We start from the raw sequence: 19,347 nt of genomic DNA on the forward strand, positions 1-19,347 counted from the left end.
CAAAGGCGGAGTGCGGTCAGGACCACATAATATGGCGGTTGATGCCCCGGTGCATCACATCATCAGGCGAGGTAGCGGGTGGCATCCCGGTCACGCAGGATCACGTTGGAGAAACTGGGCCGCCTGCGGCGCGTCAAACGCGTGCGCAATCTGTCCACGCTGGGCCTGGTCGTGCTGGGGCCGGTGCTGGCCATGGCGACCTATCTCATTCTCGGGCCGCTGGGGCAGGGTGCCAACACGCCCAGCCTGCGGCTGATCCTTCTGACCGACCTTGTCTATGTCCTGCTGGTCGCGGCGCTGGTGTTGTCGCAGGTGGCGCGGCTGGTCGCGGCGCGCCGCGCGAAATCCGCCGGGTCGCGTCTGCACCTGCGGCTGACCGGGGTGTTCGCGCTGATGGCGCTGATCCCCACCATCAGCGTCGCGGTCTTTGCGGGGCTGACCGTCAACGTCGGCCTGGAGGGCTGGTTTTCCGACCGCGTCCGCTCGGTGGTGGAAAGTTCCCTGACCGCCGCGCAGGCCTATGAGGCCGAACAGCGCGAGGGCCTGCGCGAGGATGCGGCGGCTCTGGCCCGGTTCATCGACCAGAACACCGGGCCGGGGCGTGTGCTGACCGACCGGCAATTGCTGACCGAAGGTCAGGGCCAGATCCAGCGCGGCCTGCGCGAGGCCTATCTGATCGACGGCACCGGCCAGATCCGGGCGCGCGGGGCGCGGTCGTATCTGTTCAACTTCGAGCAACCGACCGAACAGCAGATCGCCGACTCGCGCGACGCCGACATCCTGGTGATCGAGGATTGGGCCAACAACGAATTCCGCGCGCTGGTGCCGCTTCGGGAGGTGGTGGACCGCTATCTCTACGTGAGCCGCGATGTGGACGGCGATATCCTGTCGCTGCTTGATGAAACCCAGGAAACCGCGCGGCTCTATCAGCAGCTTGAAGCCGACCGGGGGCGGCTGCTGTTCGAATTCGGCCTGCTCTACGTCGGCTTTGCGGTGATCCTGATCCTGGCCGCCGTCTGGCTTGGCCTGTGGTTCGCCGAACGGCTTTCGGGGCCGGTGGGGCGGCTGACCGGGGCGGCGCAGCAGGTCGGCGCGGGCGATCTGGAGGTGCAGGTCCGGGAAGAGGACGGCGACGACGAGATCGCGATGCTGGGGCGCTACTTCAACCAGATGACCACCCAGCTGCGCGGTCAGCGCGAGGCGCTCCTGGACAACAACCGCCAGATCGAACGCCGCCGCAGGCTTTTCGATTCGGTGCTGACATCGGTGACCTCCGGGGTGGTGGGGCTGGATCCCGAGGGGCGCGTGACCTTCGTCAACCGGTCCGCCATGCGGCTGCTGGACTGGTCAGAGGACCAGCAGTCGCTGGCGCTGAGCGTGGCGGTGCCCGAGTTCGGCCCGCTCTTCGACACCCTCTCCGGGACCGGGGCGGAGGCGACCACGGGCGAGGTCAAGGTGTCGCGCCAGGGCACGATGGAGAACCTGCTGGTGCGCATGGCGACCCGGCGCAGCGACAATGGCAGGCTTGAGGGCTACGTGGTCGCCTTTGACGATGTGACGGACCTGGTCAGCGCCCAGCGGATGGCCGCCTGGGGCGACGTGGCGCGCCGCATCGCGCATGAGATCAAGAACCCGCTGACCCCGATCCAGCTGTCGGCAGAGCGGATCAAGCGCAAGTTCGGCGCGCAGCTGCAGGGCGAAGACGCCGAGCGGCTGGACCAGATGACCAGCGTGATCATCCGCCAGACCGGCGATCTGCGCCGTATCGTCGACGAATTCTCCAAGTTCGCCCGGATGCCCGAGCCCGAGACCGCGCAGGAGGATCTTGGCCAGCTCCTGCGCGACGCGGTGCTGCTGCAACGGGCGGGCCAGCCCGGCGTGCGCATCCGCGACAGCCTGCCCGACGCGCCGGTGCTGGGGCAGGTGGATGCCGCGATGATTTCCCAGGCGCTGACCAACCTGATCAAGAACGCCGGGGAAGCCATTGAAAGCCTGCAAGAAAAAGGCGCTCCCGACGATCTGGTGCCGCAGATCAGGGTGGCATTGATACCGGACGGGACCACCGCGCGGATCACCATCGCCGACAACGGCATCGGCCTGCCCGAGGACCGGGCACGGCTGTTCGAGCCCTATGTGACGACCCGCAGCGAAGGCACCGGCCTTGGCCTGCCGATCGTCAAGAAGATCATCGAGGAACATGGCGGCAGCCTGACCCTTGAAAACGCCCCCGTGTTCGAGGGGCAAACCCACTTTGGCGCGATGGCGGTGATCACCCTGCCGATCGTCCCAGCCCAGACCCCAGCCCAGATGGAGGAAACCGCATGAGTGATATTCTGATTGTTGACGACGAAAGAGACATCCGCGAGTTGATTTCGGACATCTTGGAAGACGAGGGATTCGCGACACGGCTGGCGGGCGGCTCGGACGAGGCGATGGCCGCGATCAACACCGAACCGCCCGGGCTGATGATCCTCGATATCTGGCTCAAGGACAGCCGGATGGACGGCATCGACATCCTCAAGGCGGTCAAGCGCGACAACCCGGACGTGCCGGTGGTCATCATCTCGGGCCACGGGAACATCGAAATCGCGGTGGCGGCGATCAAACAGGGTGCCTACGATTTCATCGAAAAGCCGTTCAACATCGACCAGCTTCTGGTGGTGATCCGCCGCGCCATGGAAACCTCGCGCCTGCGCCGCGAGAACCAGACGCTCAAGCGCAAGGACGTCGCGTCCTCGGACATGCTGGGCAGTTCGGCCGCCTTCCGGTCGCTGCTGGGCCAGCTCGACAAGGTGACGAAATCAAACGGGCGCGTGATGCTGAGCGGCCCGGCCGGATCGGGCAAGGAAATTGCGGCGCGCTATATCCACGCCCATTCCAACCGGGCGCAGGCCCCCTTCGTCACCGTGAACTGCGCAGGCGTCGCCCCGGACCGGATGGAAGAAGTCCTGTTTGGCCGCGAAACCGCCGAGCGGGGAGTGGAATCCGGCGTGCTGGAACAGGCCCACGGCGGGGTGATCTACTTTGACGAGGTGGCGGATATGCCGCTGGGCACCCAGTCCAAGATCCTGCGGGTGCTGGTGGACCAGCAATTCACCCGCGTCGGCGGCAACGACAAGGTCAGGGTGGATCTGCGGGTGATCTCTTCGACCAACCGTGACCTGGAAGCCGAGATCCGGGCCGGGACCTTTCGCCAGGAGCTGTATCACCGGCTGAATGTCGTGCCGATTGCGGTGCCGTCGCTGGAGGAACGCCGCGAGGACATTCCGCTGCTTGCCGAACATTTCATCGCGGAATTCAACCGCAGCCAGGGGTTGCCGCAGCGCGCCCTCAGCGACGATGCGATTGCGCTGATGCAGACCATGGTCTGGCCCGGCAATGTGCGCCAGCTCAAGAACCTGGTGGAGCGCGTGCTGATCCTGGGCGAGGGGACCGGCCCGATCGAGGCGCGCGAACTGCCCGGCGAAGAGGACCGCGGCGAAGACGACGGCCGGGTGGTGCTGTCCGGTGCTCTGGCGACCCTGCCGCTGCGCGAGGCCCGCGAGGCGTTCGAGCGGGAGTACCTGCTGACCCAGATCAACCGTTTCGGCGGCAATATCTCCCGCACGGCGAACTTTGTCGGCATGGAGCGTTCGGCGCTGCACCGCAAGCTGAAGTCGCTGGGGGTCGTGACCTCGGCCAAGGCGGGGGTGCGGGTGGCCCATGTGGACGAGGAACAGGCGGCGGCGGAGTGAACCGGGGGGCCGTCGGCGTTGGGCGATCCGGGATCGCCCGACATGAGATAGCCGGGGGTCGCTCGATATGAGCCAACCCGGGATCACGCGACATGAGATAACCGGGATCGGTCGACATGAGACAACCCGGGCTCGCCCGACATGAGATAACCGGGGGTCGCTCGACATGAGATGACCCGGGATCACGCGACGACACTACCCGGGATTGCTCGACATGCCCACGCTCTCCTGCACAAGGTTTCTTGGAAATCTCCCCTGCACTAATGAAGACATGTCAAAAATGACATGTCTTCATCTGCAGTGAGCCGGAGAGCGCACTGAACAAGGGCCCCTGGGACGACATGTCAAATATGACATGTCTTCATCTGCAGTGAGCCGGAGGGCGGACTGCGCAAGGGCCCCGGGGACGACATGTCATATATGACATGTCTTCATTTGCAGTGGGCCGGAGGGCGCACTGGGCAAGCGCACCGGGGCCGACCTGTCAAAAATGACATGTCTTCATCTGCAGTAAGCCGGAGAGCGCACTGGGCAAGGGCACCGGGGCCGAAGCTGTGCCTCGCCCCGCACAGGGGCGCGCCGCGGTGATCCGAAACGCCCGCATCCAGCCTGCGCCCTGGCATTCGATACGCCACAACGCCCCGTGTTCGACCGGGGCAGATCAGACCGCTGATTTCTCGGAACGCCGCGCCGCTCAGCCGCGGTTGACGATCTGAAAGCTGCCACCGCGGTTGCGGATCACGCAGGCCTGCGGGCCCAGCGCGGGCAGCACGCGCGTGGCGGCGGGCGGCGCGGCACGGGCCACAGTGTCGGGGCAGGGCGGGATCGACACCGGTGCGTACCCCCTGTCGGCCATGCACTGCCGCTCCACCCTCTTGCGCAGCCCGTCATTGGGATCGAAGCTGACGGTTTCGCCGGGGATGTAATAGCCGGGGACCACCGTGCAATTTCCGGCCGAATCGCAGCGCCGGCGCGGCGGCACGAATTCGGGGGGCGTCCGCCGCACCTGGGTACTGGCCGGCACGTCGCGCAGGGCCGCAACCTGACAGGCAGTGGTGTCGCGGTTGAGCCGCTCGACCGAGGCGCCGGGTTTGTAATAGGTGGTCAGCGGTGCACATGCCGCCACCGAAAGAAGCGCGAGAATCGCGGCCATCGACATCTGTTTCATACCGCCATCCTGCCCCCTGTCCGCCGCGAAGGCAATCGCCGCCCCTTGCCAAGCGGGGCGTCATGTCTTCTAACCGGGGCAGGGCGCGCAGGGCGGTGCGGCTTGGGAAACACGGGGTTCCACCATGAAGGTCATCATTTGCGGTGCGGGTCAGGTTGGCTGGCAGATTGCCCGCCACCTCAGCGGCGAAAGGAACGACGTCACCGTGGTGGACAGCAACGTCGACCTGATCCGGCGGGCTACCGACACGCTGGACGTGCAGGGCATCGCGGGCTTCGCGAGCTATCCTGACGTGCTCGACCGCGCGGGCGCCCGCGATGCCGAGATGATCATCGCCGCCACCCATTCCGACGAGGTCAACATGGTGACATGCCAGGTCGCCCATTCGGTCTTCGGCATCAACCGCAAGATCGCGCGCCTGCGGTCGCAAAGCTATCTGGATGCGATCTATTCCGACCTCTACCGGCGCGACCACATGCCCATCGACGTGGTGATCAGCCCGGAAAAGGAAGTCGCCGCCGCCGCGCTGCAGCGCCTGTCGGCCCCCGCCGCCTTTGACACGGAGGTGTTCATGGACGGGCAGGCGCATCTTCTGGGCATCACCATCGACCAGGACTGCCCGGTGGTGAACACGCCACTGCGCCAGCTGACGGATCTGTTCTCCACGCTGCGGGCGGTGGTGGTCGGCGTGCGCCGGGACGGGACCCTGTTTGCGCCGGAATCCGCCGATCAGCTTTTCGTGGGGGACGATACCTACGTCTTCTGTCATCACGAGGACATCCCCCGCACGATGGAAATCTTCGGCAAGCGGACCTCCAAACAGGAGCGCATCGTGCTCGTGGGCGGGGGCAACGTGGGGCTGACCGTGGCCCTGCATCTGGAAACCGGCGCCAGCCGGATGCGGACCAAGATGATCGAAAAGAACCGCAAATGCGCCGAACGCGCCGCCGAGGCGCTGGAGCGGACCATCGTGCTGAACGGCGACGGGCTGGACGCGGCGCTGCTGGCCGAAGCCGGCATCAGCCGCGCCGATGCGATGCTGGCTGTCACCGACGACGACAAGACCAACATGCTGTCCTGCGTGCGCGCCAAGGCCGAGGGCTGCCCCTTTACCATCGCGCTGATCAACGATCCCACCCTGGTCCCGCTGATGACGCCGCTGGGCATTGATGCCTACATCAACCCGCGGGCCACCACCGTCAGCTCGATCCTGCGGCACATGCGCCACGGGCGGGTGCGCGCGGTCTATTCCATCGGCGACGCCGAAGCCGAAGTGATCGAGGCCGAGGTGCTGTCGACCTCGCCCATCGCGGGGCGGATGATCTCGGAGATCGAATTTCCCGAAGGCGTGCTGGTGGGGATGCTGCGCAAGGGCGGCAAGGACGGCAAGATCGTGCGACCCCTGTCCAAGACCCGCATCGACGAGGGCGACACCATCGTGGTTTTTGCGCTGACGGGCGACGTGGCCAAGGTGGAACAGCTTCTGCAAGTTTCCATCGACTTCTTCTGAGCCATGACCGCGCCGCGCACCAGGACCGACAAGACCCTCGGAAGCAGCTTCCTGGAACTGCCGCTGTTCCTGCTCATCTTCGGCATCGCCTGCGCCTCGATGCTGGTGCCGGCGTTCCACGGCCTGGTGGTGGACAACCACAGCGCCGCACAGGCGTTTCTCTATGCCGGGGTGCTGGGCCTGGTGGCCTTCTCCCTCGTGGCCATTGCCCACGCGGGGCGCGCGCCCCGGCACGGCGCGCTCGGGCCGTTGATGTCGCTGCTCTCGGCCTTCGTGTTCCTGCCGGTGATGCTGGCCATCCCCTTTGTCGAGGCGCTGCCCACGACCCGCTTCGTCAACGCCTATTTCGAAATGGTCAGCGCCATCACCACCACCGGCGCCCCGATGTTTCAGGACCCCGACCGGCTGAGCGCCACGCTGCACCTGTGGCGTGCTCAGGTGGGCTGGATGGGCGGTCTGCTGATGTGGGTCGCGGCCTCGGCGATCCTGGCGCCGCTGCACCTGGGGGGGTTCGAAGTCACCGCGCAGGCCGAACCGGGGCGGCGCGATACGTCCTCGGCGCGGATGGCGCCGATGCCCCCGCGGGCGCGGCTGGTCCGGGTGACGCGCGCCTTGCTGCCGATCTACGCGGGGCTGACGCTGCTGCTTTGGCTGCTGCTGCTGGCCGAGGGCCAGCGCCCGCTGGTGGCGCTGTGCCACGCCATGTCGGTCATGGCGACCTCGGGGATTTCGCCGGTGGGCGGGGTGCAGAACACCGGCATCGGCCTGTCCGGAGAAGCGGTGATGGCGCTGTTCATGCTGTTCGCCCTGTCGCGGCTGACCTTTTCCAAGGATACGGTGACGGCGACGCAGGGCGGGCTGCGCACCGACCCCGAATTCCGCATTGGCCTGTTCATCACGCTGGCGGTGCCGCTGGTGCTGTTTGGCCGCCATTTCCTCGGGGCCTACGATGTCTCTGCGATGGAACAGCTGGGCCAGGCGGTGCGCGCGCTCTGGGGGGCGCTGTTCACCGTGCTGTCGTTCCTGACCACCACCGGTTTCGTGTCGGTCCACTGGATCGAAGCGCAGAACTGGTCCGGGCTGCCGACACCGGGGCTGATCCTGATGGGGCTGGCGCTGATCGGCGGCGGGGTGGCCACCACCGCGGGCGGGGTCAAGCTGCTGCGGGTCTTCGCGCTCTATCAGAACGGCACGCGGGAGATGGAGCGGCTGGTGCATCCTTCCTCTGTCAGCGGCGCGGGGGTCGCGGGACGGCGGCTGCAATCGAATGGCGCCTTCATCGCCTGGATCTTCTTCATGCTGTTCGCCCTGTCGCTGACAGCCGTGATCCTGCTGCTGACGCTGACCGGCGTGCGGTTCGACAATGCGGTGGTGCTGTCGGTGGCCTCGCTCTCCACCACCGGTCCGCTGGTGGAATACGCCACCGACAGCCCGATCCGGCTGATCGAGCTGACGGTCTGGGCCAAGGCGATCCTGTGCGGCGCGATGGTGCTGGGGCGGCTTGAAACGCTGGCGATCATCGCACTGCTGACACCGGACCTGTGGCGCGGCTGACACTGGCAGGGGGCAAAACCCGTGGCGCGGCCCAGATTGGGGGTGGAAACTCCCCCACGCTGCCTTCATAGTTGCGGAAATTGGGGGGCCCGGTCCGCGGGTGCCAGCAAGAACAAAAGCGAGAAGTCCAATGGCGTCTGACAGACAGAACCTTCAGGATGCGTTCCTGAATCACGTACGCAAGACCAAGGTACCGGTCACCATTTTCCTGATCAACGGTGTGAAATTGCAAGGTGTGATCACCTGGTTCGATAATTTCTGCGTCCTGCTGCGCCGCGACGGACAGTCGCAGCTTGTCTACAAGCACGCCATCTCGACCATCATGCCCAGCCAGCCGATCAGCCTGTACGAGGGCGAAGACGCTTCTTGAGCAAAGCGGCCTTTCAGATCAACAATACCGACGGGCCGCGCGTGACGCGGGCCTGGGTGCTGCATCCCGAGATCAGGTCCGATCCCGACCGCCGCACGCCCCAGCCCGCGCTGGAAGAAGCCGTGTCGCTGGCCCGCGCGCTGCCGCAGCTCGACGTCGTGGGCGCCGAGGTCGTGCCGCTGCGGACCGTCGATGCCGGCAAGCTTTTCGGCAAGGGCAAGATCGACGAGCTGCACGACCGCCTGGAAGAGGCGGAGGTCGAACTGGTCCTGGTGGACGGCCCCGTCAGCCCCGTGCAGCAGCGCAACCTGGAAAAGGCCTGGGGCGTCAAGCTGCTGGACCGGACCGGGCTGATCCTGGAAATCTTCTCCGACCGCGCCGCGACCCGAGAGGGCGTGCTGCAGGTGGAAATGGCCGCGCTGAACTACCAGCGTACCCGGCTGGTGCGGGCCTGGACCCACCTGGAGCGGCAGCGCGGCGGGCTCGGCTTTGTCGGCGGTCCGGGCGAAACCCAGATCGAGGCGGACAGACGCGCCATCGACGAACAGCTGGTGCGTCTGCGCCGCCAGCTCGACAAGGTCGTCAAGACCCGCGCCCTGCACCGCGCCGCCCGGGCCAAGGTGCCCTATCCGATCGTCGCGCTGGTGGGATACACCAACGCGGGCAAATCCACGCTCTTCAACCGGCTGACCGGGGCGGATGTCATGGTCAAGGACATGCTCTTTGCCACGCTGGACCCGACGATGCGCAGCCTGGTGCTGCCCGACGGGCCGGAGGTGATCCTCAGCGATACGGTGGGCTTCATCTCGGACCTGCCGACGGAACTGGTCGCCGCCTTCCGCGCCACGCTGGAAGAGGTGCTGGCGGCCGATATCGTGCTGCATGTGCGCGACATCAGCCACGCGGAGACCGAGGAACAGGCCCGCGATGTGCGCGAGATCCTGACATCGCTGGGGGTGGACAAGGACACCCGCACCTTCGAGATCTGGAACAAGCTGGATCTGATGGCACCGGACACCGCCGAGGCGATGCGCCAGCGCGCCGACCGCGACCCCGATGTGATCGCGATTTCGGCGCTCAGGGGGGACGGGCTGGACCACCTGCAGGCCGCGGTGGCGGAAGCCCTGCAAGGTGCCGTGCGCGCGGCGGAACTGCATCTGGGTTTTGCCGAAGGGCGCAAGCGCGCCTGGCTCTTCGAACAGGACGTGGTCGAGGAGGAACGCCAGACCGAAGAGGGCTTTACGCTGAAGGTGCGTTGGTCGGCCCGGCAGGAAGCGCAGTTCCAACAGCTTTGAGCGGGAAAATTCTTTGAAGAATTTTGCCCGGAAAATTCGAATTTTCCGGCCCGCGCCTCACATTCTGGGTCAACCCTGTATCGGAGCCTCCGCATGACCCTTGCCGTCCTTTATCTGTCGACTTTCATTCTGTTCCTCGGGCTCGATTATGTCGGGCTGACCAATATCGTCAAACCCGTCTTCGAACGCGACATCGGCCCCTTGCTGCTTGAGAATTTCCGCCTCGGCCCGGCGGTGGTGTTCTACGCCTTCTATGTCGGCGTGCTGCTGTGGTTCGTGTCCTGGCCCGCCATCACCCAGGACAGGAGCCTGTTGTGGGTGCTGGGCAACGCGGCGCTGATCGGGGCCATGGGCTATGGCACCTACGAATTCACCTCGCTTGCGGTGATGAAGGACTGGACCTGGCAGATGACGCTGACGGATGTCACCTGGGGCACCTGCCTGACGGCGATTGCGGCCACCGGCGGCGTCTGGGTGGCGCGGCTGGTGGGGTAGTGGTTCGATGCACCGTGGCAAAAATCGGGTCTGATCCCCTGCGACCCTTCGTTCTAAACACCCCGGCACGGAATCGAGGCCGCCCGGGGCGGCCGCCGTGCCAGCGGCGGACCGGCCCCATGGGCCGGCGCTTTGGCTGAGCTTGGTGCATAGCCTAGGGCGCAGAGGTACGTGGCTGCGATAAAGTGCATGAGATCGAATGGCGGAGGCGCCGTCCCCCGGTCCGGCGATGGCACAATGGGGCAACGTCCGCCCGGTCCCGCAAACCGGTCGTCCCCTCACGCCCCGGTTTCCGAAGCCCAGCGCCAGGCTCCGGGGGCAAGGTCGTTCAGCTGCCAGGTCCCGATGCCCCACCGGATCAGCCGCAGGGTCGGCAGGCCCACATGCGCCGTCATCCGGCGCACCTGGCGGTTGCGGCCTTCGCGGATCGTGATCCGCAGCCAGGCGTCCGGCACGGTCTTGCGAAAGCGCACCGGCGGGTCGCGGTCCCACAGGCCCTCCGGCGTGTCGATCTGGGCGATCTCGGCGGGTTTCGTCGGCCCGTCCTTCAGCGTCACGCCCCGGCGCAGCGCATCGAGTGCTGCGGCATCGGGGCGGCCTTCGACCTGCACCAGGTAGGTCTTGGGGTGCTTGTATTTCGGATGGGCGATCCGGGCCTGCAACGCCCCGTTGTCGGTCAGCACCATCAGCCCCTCGCTGTCGCGGTCCAGCCGTCCGGCGGGGTAGAACCCCGGCTGGTCGATAAAGGCCGACAGCGTGGGCCGGGTCGAGCCTTCGGTGCCCTTGTCGGTGAACTGCGACAGCACGCCGAAAGGCTTGTTGAACAGGATCACGCGGTTCACGGGCGCGCGGGCCGCAAGGTGGTGATCCCGACCGAGGCGGCCCGGGCCAGATCCTCGTCCAGCGACATCGGGATGTATTCGCCCCGCCGCCAGAGCTGCGCCAGGTCGTCGTAGTGGCGCGACAGGAAATGCCCCGATTGCCCGGTCGAGGTGATAAAGACCGAGGAATTGGGGTCGGCAAAGTCGTAGACCCCGCGATAGCCCGCCCCATGCACGTTATCGAAGGGGTCGGGCAGGCTGCCCTTGGTGCGGCCCCGCTGCAGGGTGTTGTCCCCGCCCGAGGTGGATTGCCGGATGTTCACGAAATAGCGCAGCACCGGCACCGTGCCCAGCACCGGGTGGTCGTGGGTGGCCTGATGCGCATCGCCCCAGCGCAGGGATTCCAGCTGCGACCCCCAGTTTTCGTTGATCCACAGCAGCGCGTCGTCCAGCGCCAGCCGGGCCATGTCGGGGCAGGTCTCCACCGGGGCGGACTGGCGCACGTCGCACCAGTCCGACGCCCCGTCCACATCGCGGAACACCCGTTCGATGAAGAGCGGCTCCACATGGGTGAACTCGGCGGCGAGCGGGCCCAGGTCGTCCTGGATCAGCCGCGCCTGAAGCGCCCTGAGCCAGGCGGCATAGATCAGCGGCTCGGGCAGGTGTTCGTTCATCTCGCCCGACCATTCCGCCAGCAGGTTCAGCGCCCGCTGGCGCTGCCGCTCGGCGGTGCCGTCGGGGGCGGCGCCTTCGGTAAACCACAGGTCCGCGCCGATCAGCGGCAGCAGCGACCGGGCGGTAAAGCTCACGGTGTCGAGCTGCGCCTCGATAAAGCTGTCGCGGGTGTGCACCTGCCGCCCCTGCATCAGACGCCGCCACCGCTGGATGCGCTGGGTGTCGCCCCACAGGTACGAGACATGGTTGGGAAAGGGCCGGTCCACCGTCTTGTTGTTGGTATTGCCCAGAATGCCCCCCGCAGGCGCGACGAAGGCGGGGTTGGCGGTAAACGGCATGACCCCCTGCCAGCGGTTCGCGGCGATCCAGCCGGGCGAGGGCAGCCGCCCCTTGGACTGATGCGCCGGGTCCCGGCGGGGCAGCGCGCCGATGGTCTTCATCGCGATCTGCTGGCGGTCCACCAGCGTCAGGTTCTGGGCCGGTGCGATATAGCGTTCCGACGCGCGGATCGCTTCGGCGATGGATTTGGCCTCCATCAGGTCCATCGCCGCGGCAATCGAGGTGTCCTTGGCGCTGAGCACCGTCCAGCTGACCGAGGCGACATGCCCCGGCGGGGTGATGCTGGCCAGGTTGTAATGGCTGCCGGGCAGGACGGGACCGTTGTCGGTCCAGCGCAGGGTGACGGTGACGGGGTCGGCATCCTTGACCGTGATGATGGAGGACCGGGTGACAAAGTCCTTGAACCCTTCGGGCGTGCGGTATTGTTCGCCGTCATCGGGGTTCAGCGCCTCGATATGCACGTCCTGATCGTCCACATAGGCCGAGGTCAGCCCCCAGCCCAGCGTGGCGGAGCGGCCCGTCAGCACCGTGGGGATGCCCGGAATGGTGCCGCCGATCACCCCGCCCGAGGCCAGCTCCATCCGGGCCAGATACCAGATCGACGGGGCGGTGAAGCCCAGATGCGGATCGTTGGCCAGCAAAGTCCCCCCCGAGGCCGAGCGCGAGGGTGCTGCGGCCCAGGCGTTGGAGGCCCCGGCAAAGGCGATGTCCTTGAACGGCGACAGCGGATGCGGATCGAGCGGGATGTTCTCGGCAAAGCGCGGCACGCCCGGCACGAGGGCGGCGTATTCCGGCAGCGCGGCCACGCCGGGGCCCGGCACGTCGGGCAGGATGTCATGGATGCGCTCCTGCTCGGGCAGGGCCAGCGACACCCGCGCGCGCAGCACCTCCGCCTGAAGGTGGCCCGACAGCTGCAGGCCCATCAGCTTGGTAATGGCGATGGAATCGGCAGGCCGCCAGGGCGCCATCGGGGCGTTGAACAGCATCATCTCGGGCGCGCCACGGCCCAGCGCCTCTGTGTTGATCTGGGTGATGCGCGCGTTCACCCCGGCGGCATAGGCTTCCAGCTTGGCCCGGGTCGCCGCGTCCAGCGCATCGACCGACTGGACCGAAAGCCGGTAGATGTCAAAGCGCCGCAGCAGGCGGTCGGTGTTCAGCGTCCTTGCCCCGAACACTTCGCTCAACCGGCCCTGCGCGGTGCGGCGCAGGGTGATCATCTGCCACATGCGGTCCTGCGCATGGGCAAACCCGAGGCCAAAGAACACATCCAGATCGTCGTCGCCGAAGATATGCGGCACATTGGCGTTGTCGCGCACGATCTCGACCGGGGCGGTCAGCCCCGCCACCTCGACGGTGTCGTTGTAATCGGGCAGGGACCGTGACGCCAGCCAGTAGACCAGCCCCACGGTCACGACGCTGAGCACGATCAGTGCTGCGGTGATCCTCACGAGCCAGCGAAAGACAGTGACCATTGAACGCTCCGCGGGAGAGGCGCGATTGACCAACGCGCACAGGGTGATAGGTAAACCTCTGACTAGCGCAACTGATGGACAAGGAAAAGCAGATGGCGAAACTCGCATTCTTGGGACTGGGGGTCATGGGCGCGCCGATGGCGGGGCATCTGCAGAAGGCGGGGCATGACGTGACCGTCTATAACCGCACCGCCGCCAAGGCCGAGGATTGGGTCAAGGCCCATGGCGGCGCGATGGCACGCACCCCGCGCGACGCGGTCAAGGATGCCGAGCTGGTCATGGCCTGCGTCGGCAACGACGACGACCTGCGGTCGGTCTGTCTGGGCGATGACGGCGCCTTTGCCGGGATGACGGCGGGGGCGGTCTTTGTCGATCATACGACCGTTTCTGCGGCGGTCACGCGCGAGCTTTACAAGACCGCCGACGCGACGCAGATCAGCTTTGTCGACGCGCCGATTTCCGGCGGCCAGGCGGGGGCCGAAAACGGTGCCCTTTCGATCATGTGCGGCGGCGATGCGGGGGCCTTCGACCGGGCGTTGCCGGTGATCGAGGTCTATGCCAAGATCTGCCGCCGGATTGGTGAGAGCGGCGCGGGCCAGATGACCAAGATGTGCAACCAGATCGCGATTGCGGGTCTGGTGCAGGGGCTGTCCGAGGCGCTGCATTTCGCCGAAAAGGCAGGACTCGACGGCCGCGCGGTGGTCGAGGTGATCAGCCAGGGCGCCGCCGGGTCCTGGCAGATGGAAAACCGCTATGAAACCATGCTGGACGACAGGTTCGACCACGGTTTCGCGGTGGACTGGATGCGCAAGGACCTCGGGATCTGCCTGGACGCGGGCGACGAAGTGGGCGCGAGCCTGCCCGTGACCGCGCTGGTCGATCAGTTCTACAAGGATGTGCAGAAGCAGGGCGGCGGGCGCTGGGACACGTCGAGCCTGATCAAGCGCCTGCGCGCCGCGGGCTAGGACCTGTCCCCGCGGGGACATGAATTTAACCTTGCATTAACCCCGTGTTATCAAGGGTTTGCGTTGACAAGTTAATGTAATCACGTTCGGTGATCGAAAATGGCTGATAGTGTCGTTATCTGGACTCTGGACTGGGTCCCGATGCCGGATGGTCCGGCTGGCTTTGTCCGCGACCTGCGGCTGCGATGGGCTTGTGAAGAAGCGGGCGTGTCTTACAAGGTCCGCACAATTCCATTTGAAGGCCGCGAGACCAACCACCTTGACCGGCAACCTTTCGGACAAGTGCCCTACCTGGACGACGGTGAGATCAGAATGTTCGAAAGCGGCGCCTGCCTGCTTCATCTCGCCCGGAAAAGCGAGGTCCTGATGCCCCGCGACCCGGTGGACGAAGCCCAGGCCCTGCAATGGACCATTGCCGCGCTGAACTCGGTGGAAATGGTATCGGTCCCCTGGTGGTTTCTGGACATCACAGGTGCGCAGGAAAACGGCTTGACCGGCTGGCTCGAAAGTCGGCTGTCGCATATCGAACGTGTCCTGAGTGCGCGCGAATGGCTGGCGGCGGATCGTTTTACGGTCGCTGACCTCGCGATGGCCGATGTGCTTCGTGTCACAAAAGTCAGGGCTTTCGGAAACCGCCCTGCGACAGAAGCCTATGTCAGCCGTGTTACGGATCGACCGGCCTTCAAAAAGGCTTACGCCGATCAAATGGCCCATTTTGAGGCGGCGAACGCGAAGACAGCCCGCGCCCAGGAGTGAGCGGCGGGATTGTCCGCATTCGGCAATTCGGCTGGGGACGGTTTTCCTGACCACCAGCGCCCAACTCGCGTCAGTGCACTGGCAGGGCTGGGCAATGTCGGCTCGGCCCCGACCCGGATCAGGGAATGATGCGGGTGTATTTGGTGCCTTCCAGCGTCGCGCCCAGCCGCAGGCCCGCCCGGCCGAATACGGCGGCCAGAACCGGGGCCAGAACGGTCGTGGTATCCGCCGACACGCTGTCCCCCTTGTCCGAAATCACGTATTCCACATCCGCACCGGCGGCCCAGCCGGGGGAGCGGCGGAAATCGGTCAGCGCGGCGGGGGTCATGAAGAACAGCACATGCGCGTATTGCTGCGCGCCGATCTGCAGGCCGCCGGACCCTTTGACGACGGAATAGTAATCCACCGTGACGTCGTCGATCAGCAGCGCGCCCCGCCCGTAGGCACCGCCAAGACCGAGGCCCGCCTCGGTCACAAGTGGCATCACCAGCATGCCGTTGGCCTTGTCCGCCAGGTTGCGGGTGTTGGGGTAGAGGCGATACATCTCGTCCAGCGTGGTGCGCACGCGGGCGTCGATCATCGCACTGCCCCGCGACCCCAGGCCGTTGCCGCATGCTGCCAGTACAGGGGTGGCGGCCAGCGCCCCGAGGGTGAAGGCCCGCCGCGAAAGCATAGATTTGTTCATGTTGTTCTGCCCGTAGAAGTTGCCTGTTGCCGGTTGCTCCGACTTGTCGGCAACTTTAAGCATAATTCGGGCCGGTGTCATGCCTTTTGGCCCTTTGGGCGAATTATTGCCCGGAGTTCCGCCCGGTCGATGCCAGCGGCACGGTGAACCAGAATTCGGTAAAGCCGCCGGGGGTGCTGTCGTAGCCGATGTCACCGCCGAGGTTTTCGACGATCTGCTTGCAGATGCTCAACCCCAGCCCGGTGCCGCCGTGGTCGCGCGTGAGGGCGCTGGCAGCCTGGGCGAAAGGTTTGAAGATGGATTCGCGGAAATCTTCGGCGATGCCCTTGCCGGTGTTGCGCACAACCACGCGGGCGCGGTCGTTGTCGCGGGTCAGCGTGACCAGAACCTCGCTGCCACGGTCCGAGAACTTTGCCGCGTTCGACAGCAGGTTGTCCATGAGCTGTGCAAAGCGTTCGGCATCGACAGGGGCGGTCAGGGCGGTGTCGGGCAGGCGCGTCGCCACCGTGACGTCATGCGGATCGGCGATGCGGCGGATGTCGGTCGCGGCCCTGTCGATCAGCGGGCGCAGATCCTGCGCCGAAATCTCAAGGCCCAGATCGCCCCTTGAGAATTTCTCGAAATCCAGGATGTCGCCGACCAGCAGGGCAAGCCGGTCACAGTTCTGCAACGCGATCTGCAGCAGGCGGCGTGCCGGTGCGGACAGGTCGTGGTCGGCGGTCTGGGCGTTGAACAGCTTGAGCGCGCCCTGGATCGAGGTGAGCGGTGTGCGCAGTTCGTGGCTCACGCTGCTGACGAATTCGCTTTTCAGGTCCTGAAGCCGGCGCTGTTCGGTCACATCGACCACCTGAACCACGAATTGCCTAACCTCTTCGTTTTCGTCGCGCACGGCGGCGATGCTGAGGTCGCCCCATATCTCATGGCCGCTTTGATGCAGGAACCGGCGCTCGGCGGATTGGCCGGTCCACGCGCCGCCGCGTTGCCGCCGCAGGTCCTGCAGCGTGGCCTCCAGATCATCGGGGTGCAGAATGGCGTCCAGTCCCGCGCCGATCAGATCGTCCCTGTTGCGGCCCAGAAGCGCGCAGAAGGCCGGGTTGATCGCTAGCAGCATGCCGTCCGGATCAAGAATTGCCTTGCCGATGGTGGCATGATCGAAGGCGGACCGGATTTCCACGGCGCTGTCGTCCGGGGCGGGGTCAGGCCAGCCGTGATCGGTGATATCAGTCTTCGCGCGCAGCACGAGGGTATGCCGGGCAGGGGCATAGTCGTTCTGCCAGGCGGTGATCTGAACGTTAAGGTCGATGGGCTGGTCGTCACGACCACGGCCCGCGACCGCGCCAAGCGTGGTTGAGGGTGCAGGCGCGGGGACATGGCTGTCGAGCAACGCGCTGTCGTACCCCGGCAGAAACGCCGAGACGGAGCGCCCGGTCAGCTGCCCGGTGTCGTATCCCAAAAGCGTATCGGCGGCCGGGGTGCTCTGAAGCACGGTGCCATCATGGTCGAGCACGAGGATGGCCAGGCCCAGACCTGCGACGGCCTGTCCCAACAGGTCAGGCTCTGCCGCCCCGTCCGGCCCGTCGATCGCAATGCTGGACAACAGAGCCATACGCCTCACGCTTTACACACCCGAACTGGCAGCCGACCGAACCTATCCGGGAGCCCGCTACCCCTGAAGTTGAGTAAGGACACAGATCATGTTCAAATGTGGACGGGTTTGCGGCAGATTGGTGTTTTCTTGCCCGGGCGGAATGACGACCGGACGACATCCGCATCGCAGTCCTGCCGTGCGGCAGGGCAAGCGGCGGCGTCTGACCCTTCGGGCGGGCGCTTATGCGCCGTTCAGCAATCGGGCGGCGGCGGGGGCAAAATAGCTCAGCACGCCGTCGCAGCCCGCGCGTTTGAAACCCATCAGGCTTTCCATCATCACGCGTTCTTCGTCGATCCAGCCATTCTGCGCCGCCGCCTTGATCATCGCGAATTCGCCCGAGACCTGATAGGCGAAGGTGGGGGCGCCAAAGCTGTCCTTTACCCTGCGGCAGATGTCCAGATAGGGCTGGCCGGGTTTGACCATGACCATGTCCGCGCCCTCGGCCAGGTCGCGGGCCACCAGCCGCAGCGCCTCGTCCGCGTTGCTGGGGTCCATCTGGTAGGTCTTCTTGTCGCCGGTCAGCGCACCCGACGCGCCCACCGCGTCGCGGAAGGGGCCGTAATAGGCGGAGGCGTATTTGGCGGCGTAGCTGAGGATCATCACGTCGGAATGCCCGCCCGATTCCAGGCCGGCGCGGATGGCGCCGATGCGCCCGTCCATCATGTCGGAGGGGCCGATGATGTCGGCGCCCGCCTCGGCCTGGGCCAGGGCCATCCTGACCAGCGCCTCCACCGTGCGGTCGTTGACGATGATCCCGTCCTCGACGAAACCGTCGTGGCCGTTGATGTTGTAGGTATCCAGCGCCACGTCGGTCATCACGGCGAGGTCGGGAAATTTCGACTTGATCGCGCGGATCGCGCGGTTGGCGTGGTTGTCGGGGTCCCAGGCCCCGGTGCAATCCTCGGTCCGTTCCTCGATGCCCGTGTAGGGAAAGATGCACATGGCCCCGATCCCCAGCGCGTCGGCCTCTGCCGCGGCCTCGACGATCTTGTCGACGGAGCGGCGCATGACACCGGGCATGGAGGGCACGGGTTCCTCTATGCCGTCGCCCGCGCGGACGAAGACCGGCCAGATCAGGTCGCCGACCTCAAGCGCGTTTTCACGGACCAGGGCGCGTACGGCGGGGCTGACGCGGGTCCGGCGCAGACGGGCAGCGGGGAAGGGGGCGACGACGGGGTTCATGCAAAAATACCTCAGTTGGCCTATGCACGTGCTTGGCATGAAAAAATCGCGCTCTCAAGGGTAGGAATTGCCCGGTGGCTTGGGTATGACCTGCGCACTTGTGAACCAGAGGTCAAGCGTTGGACTGGTACCAAACCCTTTTCGAACTCATCGACATGCGGTCCTTTTCGAACCTGTGGTTCTGGATCGTGCTTGCCGTGACCTGGTCGACCGCGAGTCACTGGGTGCTGGGCGTGCCCTTTGACATGGTGCTGCGCGCGCGTCGGCAGGGCGGGCAGGCCGAGGTCGATCTGGAAGACATGGTGCGGATCAACGTGAACCGGCTGCTGTTCATCGCGCAGGTCTCGGGGCTGTGGATCCTCGGCTTTGGCTGTTTCGGGCTGACCATGCTGGTGCTGCTTGGGTTCGTCTACGGGATGGAATTCGCGCAGGCGGTGTTCCTGCTGGCCTTTCCGCTGTCGCTGGTGGGGCTTCTCAGCCTGTCCACCGCGCGGCTGATCGTGGCCGAGGACGCAGGCGGTGAGCGGTTGCGCAAACGGCTGACGCGGCACAGGCTCTACACCCAGATCATCGGCATGCTGTCGATCTTTGTCACCGCGATCTGGGGCATGTATCAAAACGTGGCGCTGGGGCCCCTGGGCGCTTGACAGCGCCCCGCGCGGGGCCAATTGGGACGAC

16 protein-coding genes are annotated in these 19,347 nt (G+C 65.9%); 10 read left to right on the top strand and 6 right to left on the bottom strand.

Features of this window, described 5'->3' with window-relative positions; translation table 11 throughout:
* The first annotated feature begins 105 nt into the window (after window positions 1-105).
* The gene (locus FIU94_RS13460; RefSeq protein ID WP_152467058.1) at window positions 106-2,325 is read left to right on the top strand and encodes a PAS domain-containing sensor histidine kinase; all 2,220 of its coding nucleotides are present in this window, start codon (window positions 106-108) and stop codon (window positions 2,323-2,325) included.
* Complete coding sequence (locus FIU94_RS13465) at window positions 2,322-3,734, top strand: sigma-54 dependent transcriptional regulator (RefSeq protein WP_152466275.1); 1,413 nt, start codon at window positions 2,322-2,324, stop codon at window positions 3,732-3,734. The genes FIU94_RS13460 and FIU94_RS13465 overlap by 4 nt, the downstream gene beginning before the upstream one ends.
* A 694-nt stretch (window positions 3,735-4,428) precedes the next feature.
* Here FIU94_RS13465 and FIU94_RS13470 read toward each other — a convergent pair.
* Window positions 4,429-4,902, bottom strand: coding sequence for a hypothetical protein (locus tag FIU94_RS13470; RefSeq protein WP_152466276.1), 474 nt, complete (start codon window positions 4,900-4,902; stop codon window positions 4,429-4,431).
* A gap of 124 nt (window positions 4,903-5,026) precedes the next feature.
* Here FIU94_RS13470 and trkA point away from each other — a divergent pair, with 124 nt between their 5' ends.
* The 5 genes from trkA to FIU94_RS13495 all read left to right on the top strand — a co-directional run bounded on the left by trkA (window position 5,027) and on the right by FIU94_RS13495 (window position 10,126).
* Window positions 5,027-6,412 (top strand): Trk system potassium transporter TrkA, encoded by a 1,386-nt coding sequence (gene trkA, locus FIU94_RS13475; RefSeq protein ID WP_152466277.1) that lies wholly within the window; start codon window positions 5,027-5,029, stop codon window positions 6,410-6,412.
* A 3-nt stretch (window positions 6,413-6,415) separates the two neighbouring features.
* Window positions 6,416-7,966: a TrkH family potassium uptake protein gene (locus FIU94_RS13480; protein WP_152466278.1), complete on the top strand. Its 1,551-nt coding sequence runs from the start codon at window positions 6,416-6,418 to the stop codon at window positions 7,964-7,966.
* A gap of 130 nt (window positions 7,967-8,096) precedes the next feature.
* The gene (gene hfq, locus FIU94_RS13485; protein WP_007119530.1) at window positions 8,097-8,336 is read left to right on the top strand and encodes an RNA chaperone Hfq; all 240 of its coding nucleotides are present in this window, start codon (window positions 8,097-8,099) and stop codon (window positions 8,334-8,336) included.
* Window positions 8,333-9,631 (top strand): GTPase HflX, encoded by a 1,299-nt coding sequence (gene hflX, locus FIU94_RS13490; RefSeq protein WP_152466279.1) that lies wholly within the window; start codon window positions 8,333-8,335, stop codon window positions 9,629-9,631. Before hfq ends, hflX begins: the two co-directional genes overlap by 4 nt.
* Before the next feature lie 93 nt (window positions 9,632-9,724).
* Complete coding sequence (locus FIU94_RS13495; RefSeq protein ID WP_152466280.1) at window positions 9,725-10,126, top strand: DUF2177 family protein; 402 nt, start codon at window positions 9,725-9,727, stop codon at window positions 10,124-10,126.
* Between the two features lie 278 nt (window positions 10,127-10,404).
* Here the strand turns inward: FIU94_RS13495 and FIU94_RS13500 are convergent, their stop codons facing one another.
* Both FIU94_RS13500 and FIU94_RS13505 read right to left on the bottom strand, forming a co-directional pair.
* Entirely contained in the window at window positions 10,405-10,968 is a 564-nt protein-coding gene (locus FIU94_RS13500) for a pseudouridine synthase (protein WP_152466281.1), read from the bottom strand.
* Window positions 10,965-13,433 (bottom strand): penicillin acylase family protein, encoded by a 2,469-nt coding sequence (locus tag FIU94_RS13505; protein ID WP_152466282.1) that lies wholly within the window; start codon window positions 13,431-13,433, stop codon window positions 10,965-10,967. Before FIU94_RS13505 ends, FIU94_RS13500 begins: the two co-directional genes overlap by 4 nt.
* A 92-nt stretch (window positions 13,434-13,525) precedes the next feature.
* On the opposite strand from FIU94_RS13505, the gene FIU94_RS13510 reads away from it, so the two are divergent.
* Together FIU94_RS13510 and FIU94_RS13515 are read left to right on the top strand one after the other, a co-directional pair.
* The gene (locus FIU94_RS13510) at window positions 13,526-14,398 is read left to right on the top strand and encodes an NAD(P)-dependent oxidoreductase (RefSeq protein WP_152466283.1); all 873 of its coding nucleotides are present in this window, start codon (window positions 13,526-13,528) and stop codon (window positions 14,396-14,398) included.
* Between the two features lie 99 nt (window positions 14,399-14,497).
* Window positions 14,498-15,154, top strand: coding sequence for a glutathione S-transferase family protein (locus tag FIU94_RS13515; RefSeq protein WP_152466284.1), 657 nt, complete (start codon window positions 14,498-14,500; stop codon window positions 15,152-15,154).
* Between the two features lie 118 nt (window positions 15,155-15,272).
* Here FIU94_RS13515 and FIU94_RS13520 read toward each other — a convergent pair whose 3' ends face one another.
* The 3 genes from FIU94_RS13520 to hemB all read right to left on the bottom strand — a co-directional run bounded on the left by FIU94_RS13520 (window position 15,273) and on the right by hemB (window position 18,669).
* Window positions 15,273-15,839: a YSC84-related protein gene (locus FIU94_RS13520; protein ID WP_152466285.1), complete on the bottom strand. Its 567-nt coding sequence runs from the start codon at window positions 15,837-15,839 to the stop codon at window positions 15,273-15,275.
* Window positions 15,840-15,942: 103 nt separating this feature from the next.
* On the bottom strand, window positions 15,943-17,445 hold the full coding sequence (locus tag FIU94_RS13525; RefSeq protein ID WP_152466286.1) for an ATP-binding protein: 1,503 nt from the start codon (window positions 17,443-17,445) through the stop codon (window positions 15,943-15,945).
* A 222-nt stretch (window positions 17,446-17,667) separates the two neighbouring features.
* Window positions 17,668-18,669 (bottom strand): porphobilinogen synthase, encoded by a 1,002-nt coding sequence (gene hemB, locus FIU94_RS13530; protein WP_152466287.1) that lies wholly within the window; start codon window positions 18,667-18,669, stop codon window positions 17,668-17,670.
* A gap of 119 nt (window positions 18,670-18,788) precedes the next feature.
* Between hemB and FIU94_RS13535 the strand changes: the two genes are divergently transcribed.
* Window positions 18,789-19,316, top strand: coding sequence for a component of SufBCD complex (locus FIU94_RS13535; protein ID WP_152466288.1), 528 nt, complete (start codon window positions 18,789-18,791; stop codon window positions 19,314-19,316).
* The last annotated feature ends 31 nt before the right edge of the window (window positions 19,317-19,347 follow it).

It is taken from the genome of Sulfitobacter sp. THAF37, assembly GCF_009363555.1.
Classification (GTDB): domain Bacteria; phylum Pseudomonadota; class Alphaproteobacteria; order Rhodobacterales; family Rhodobacteraceae; genus Sulfitobacter.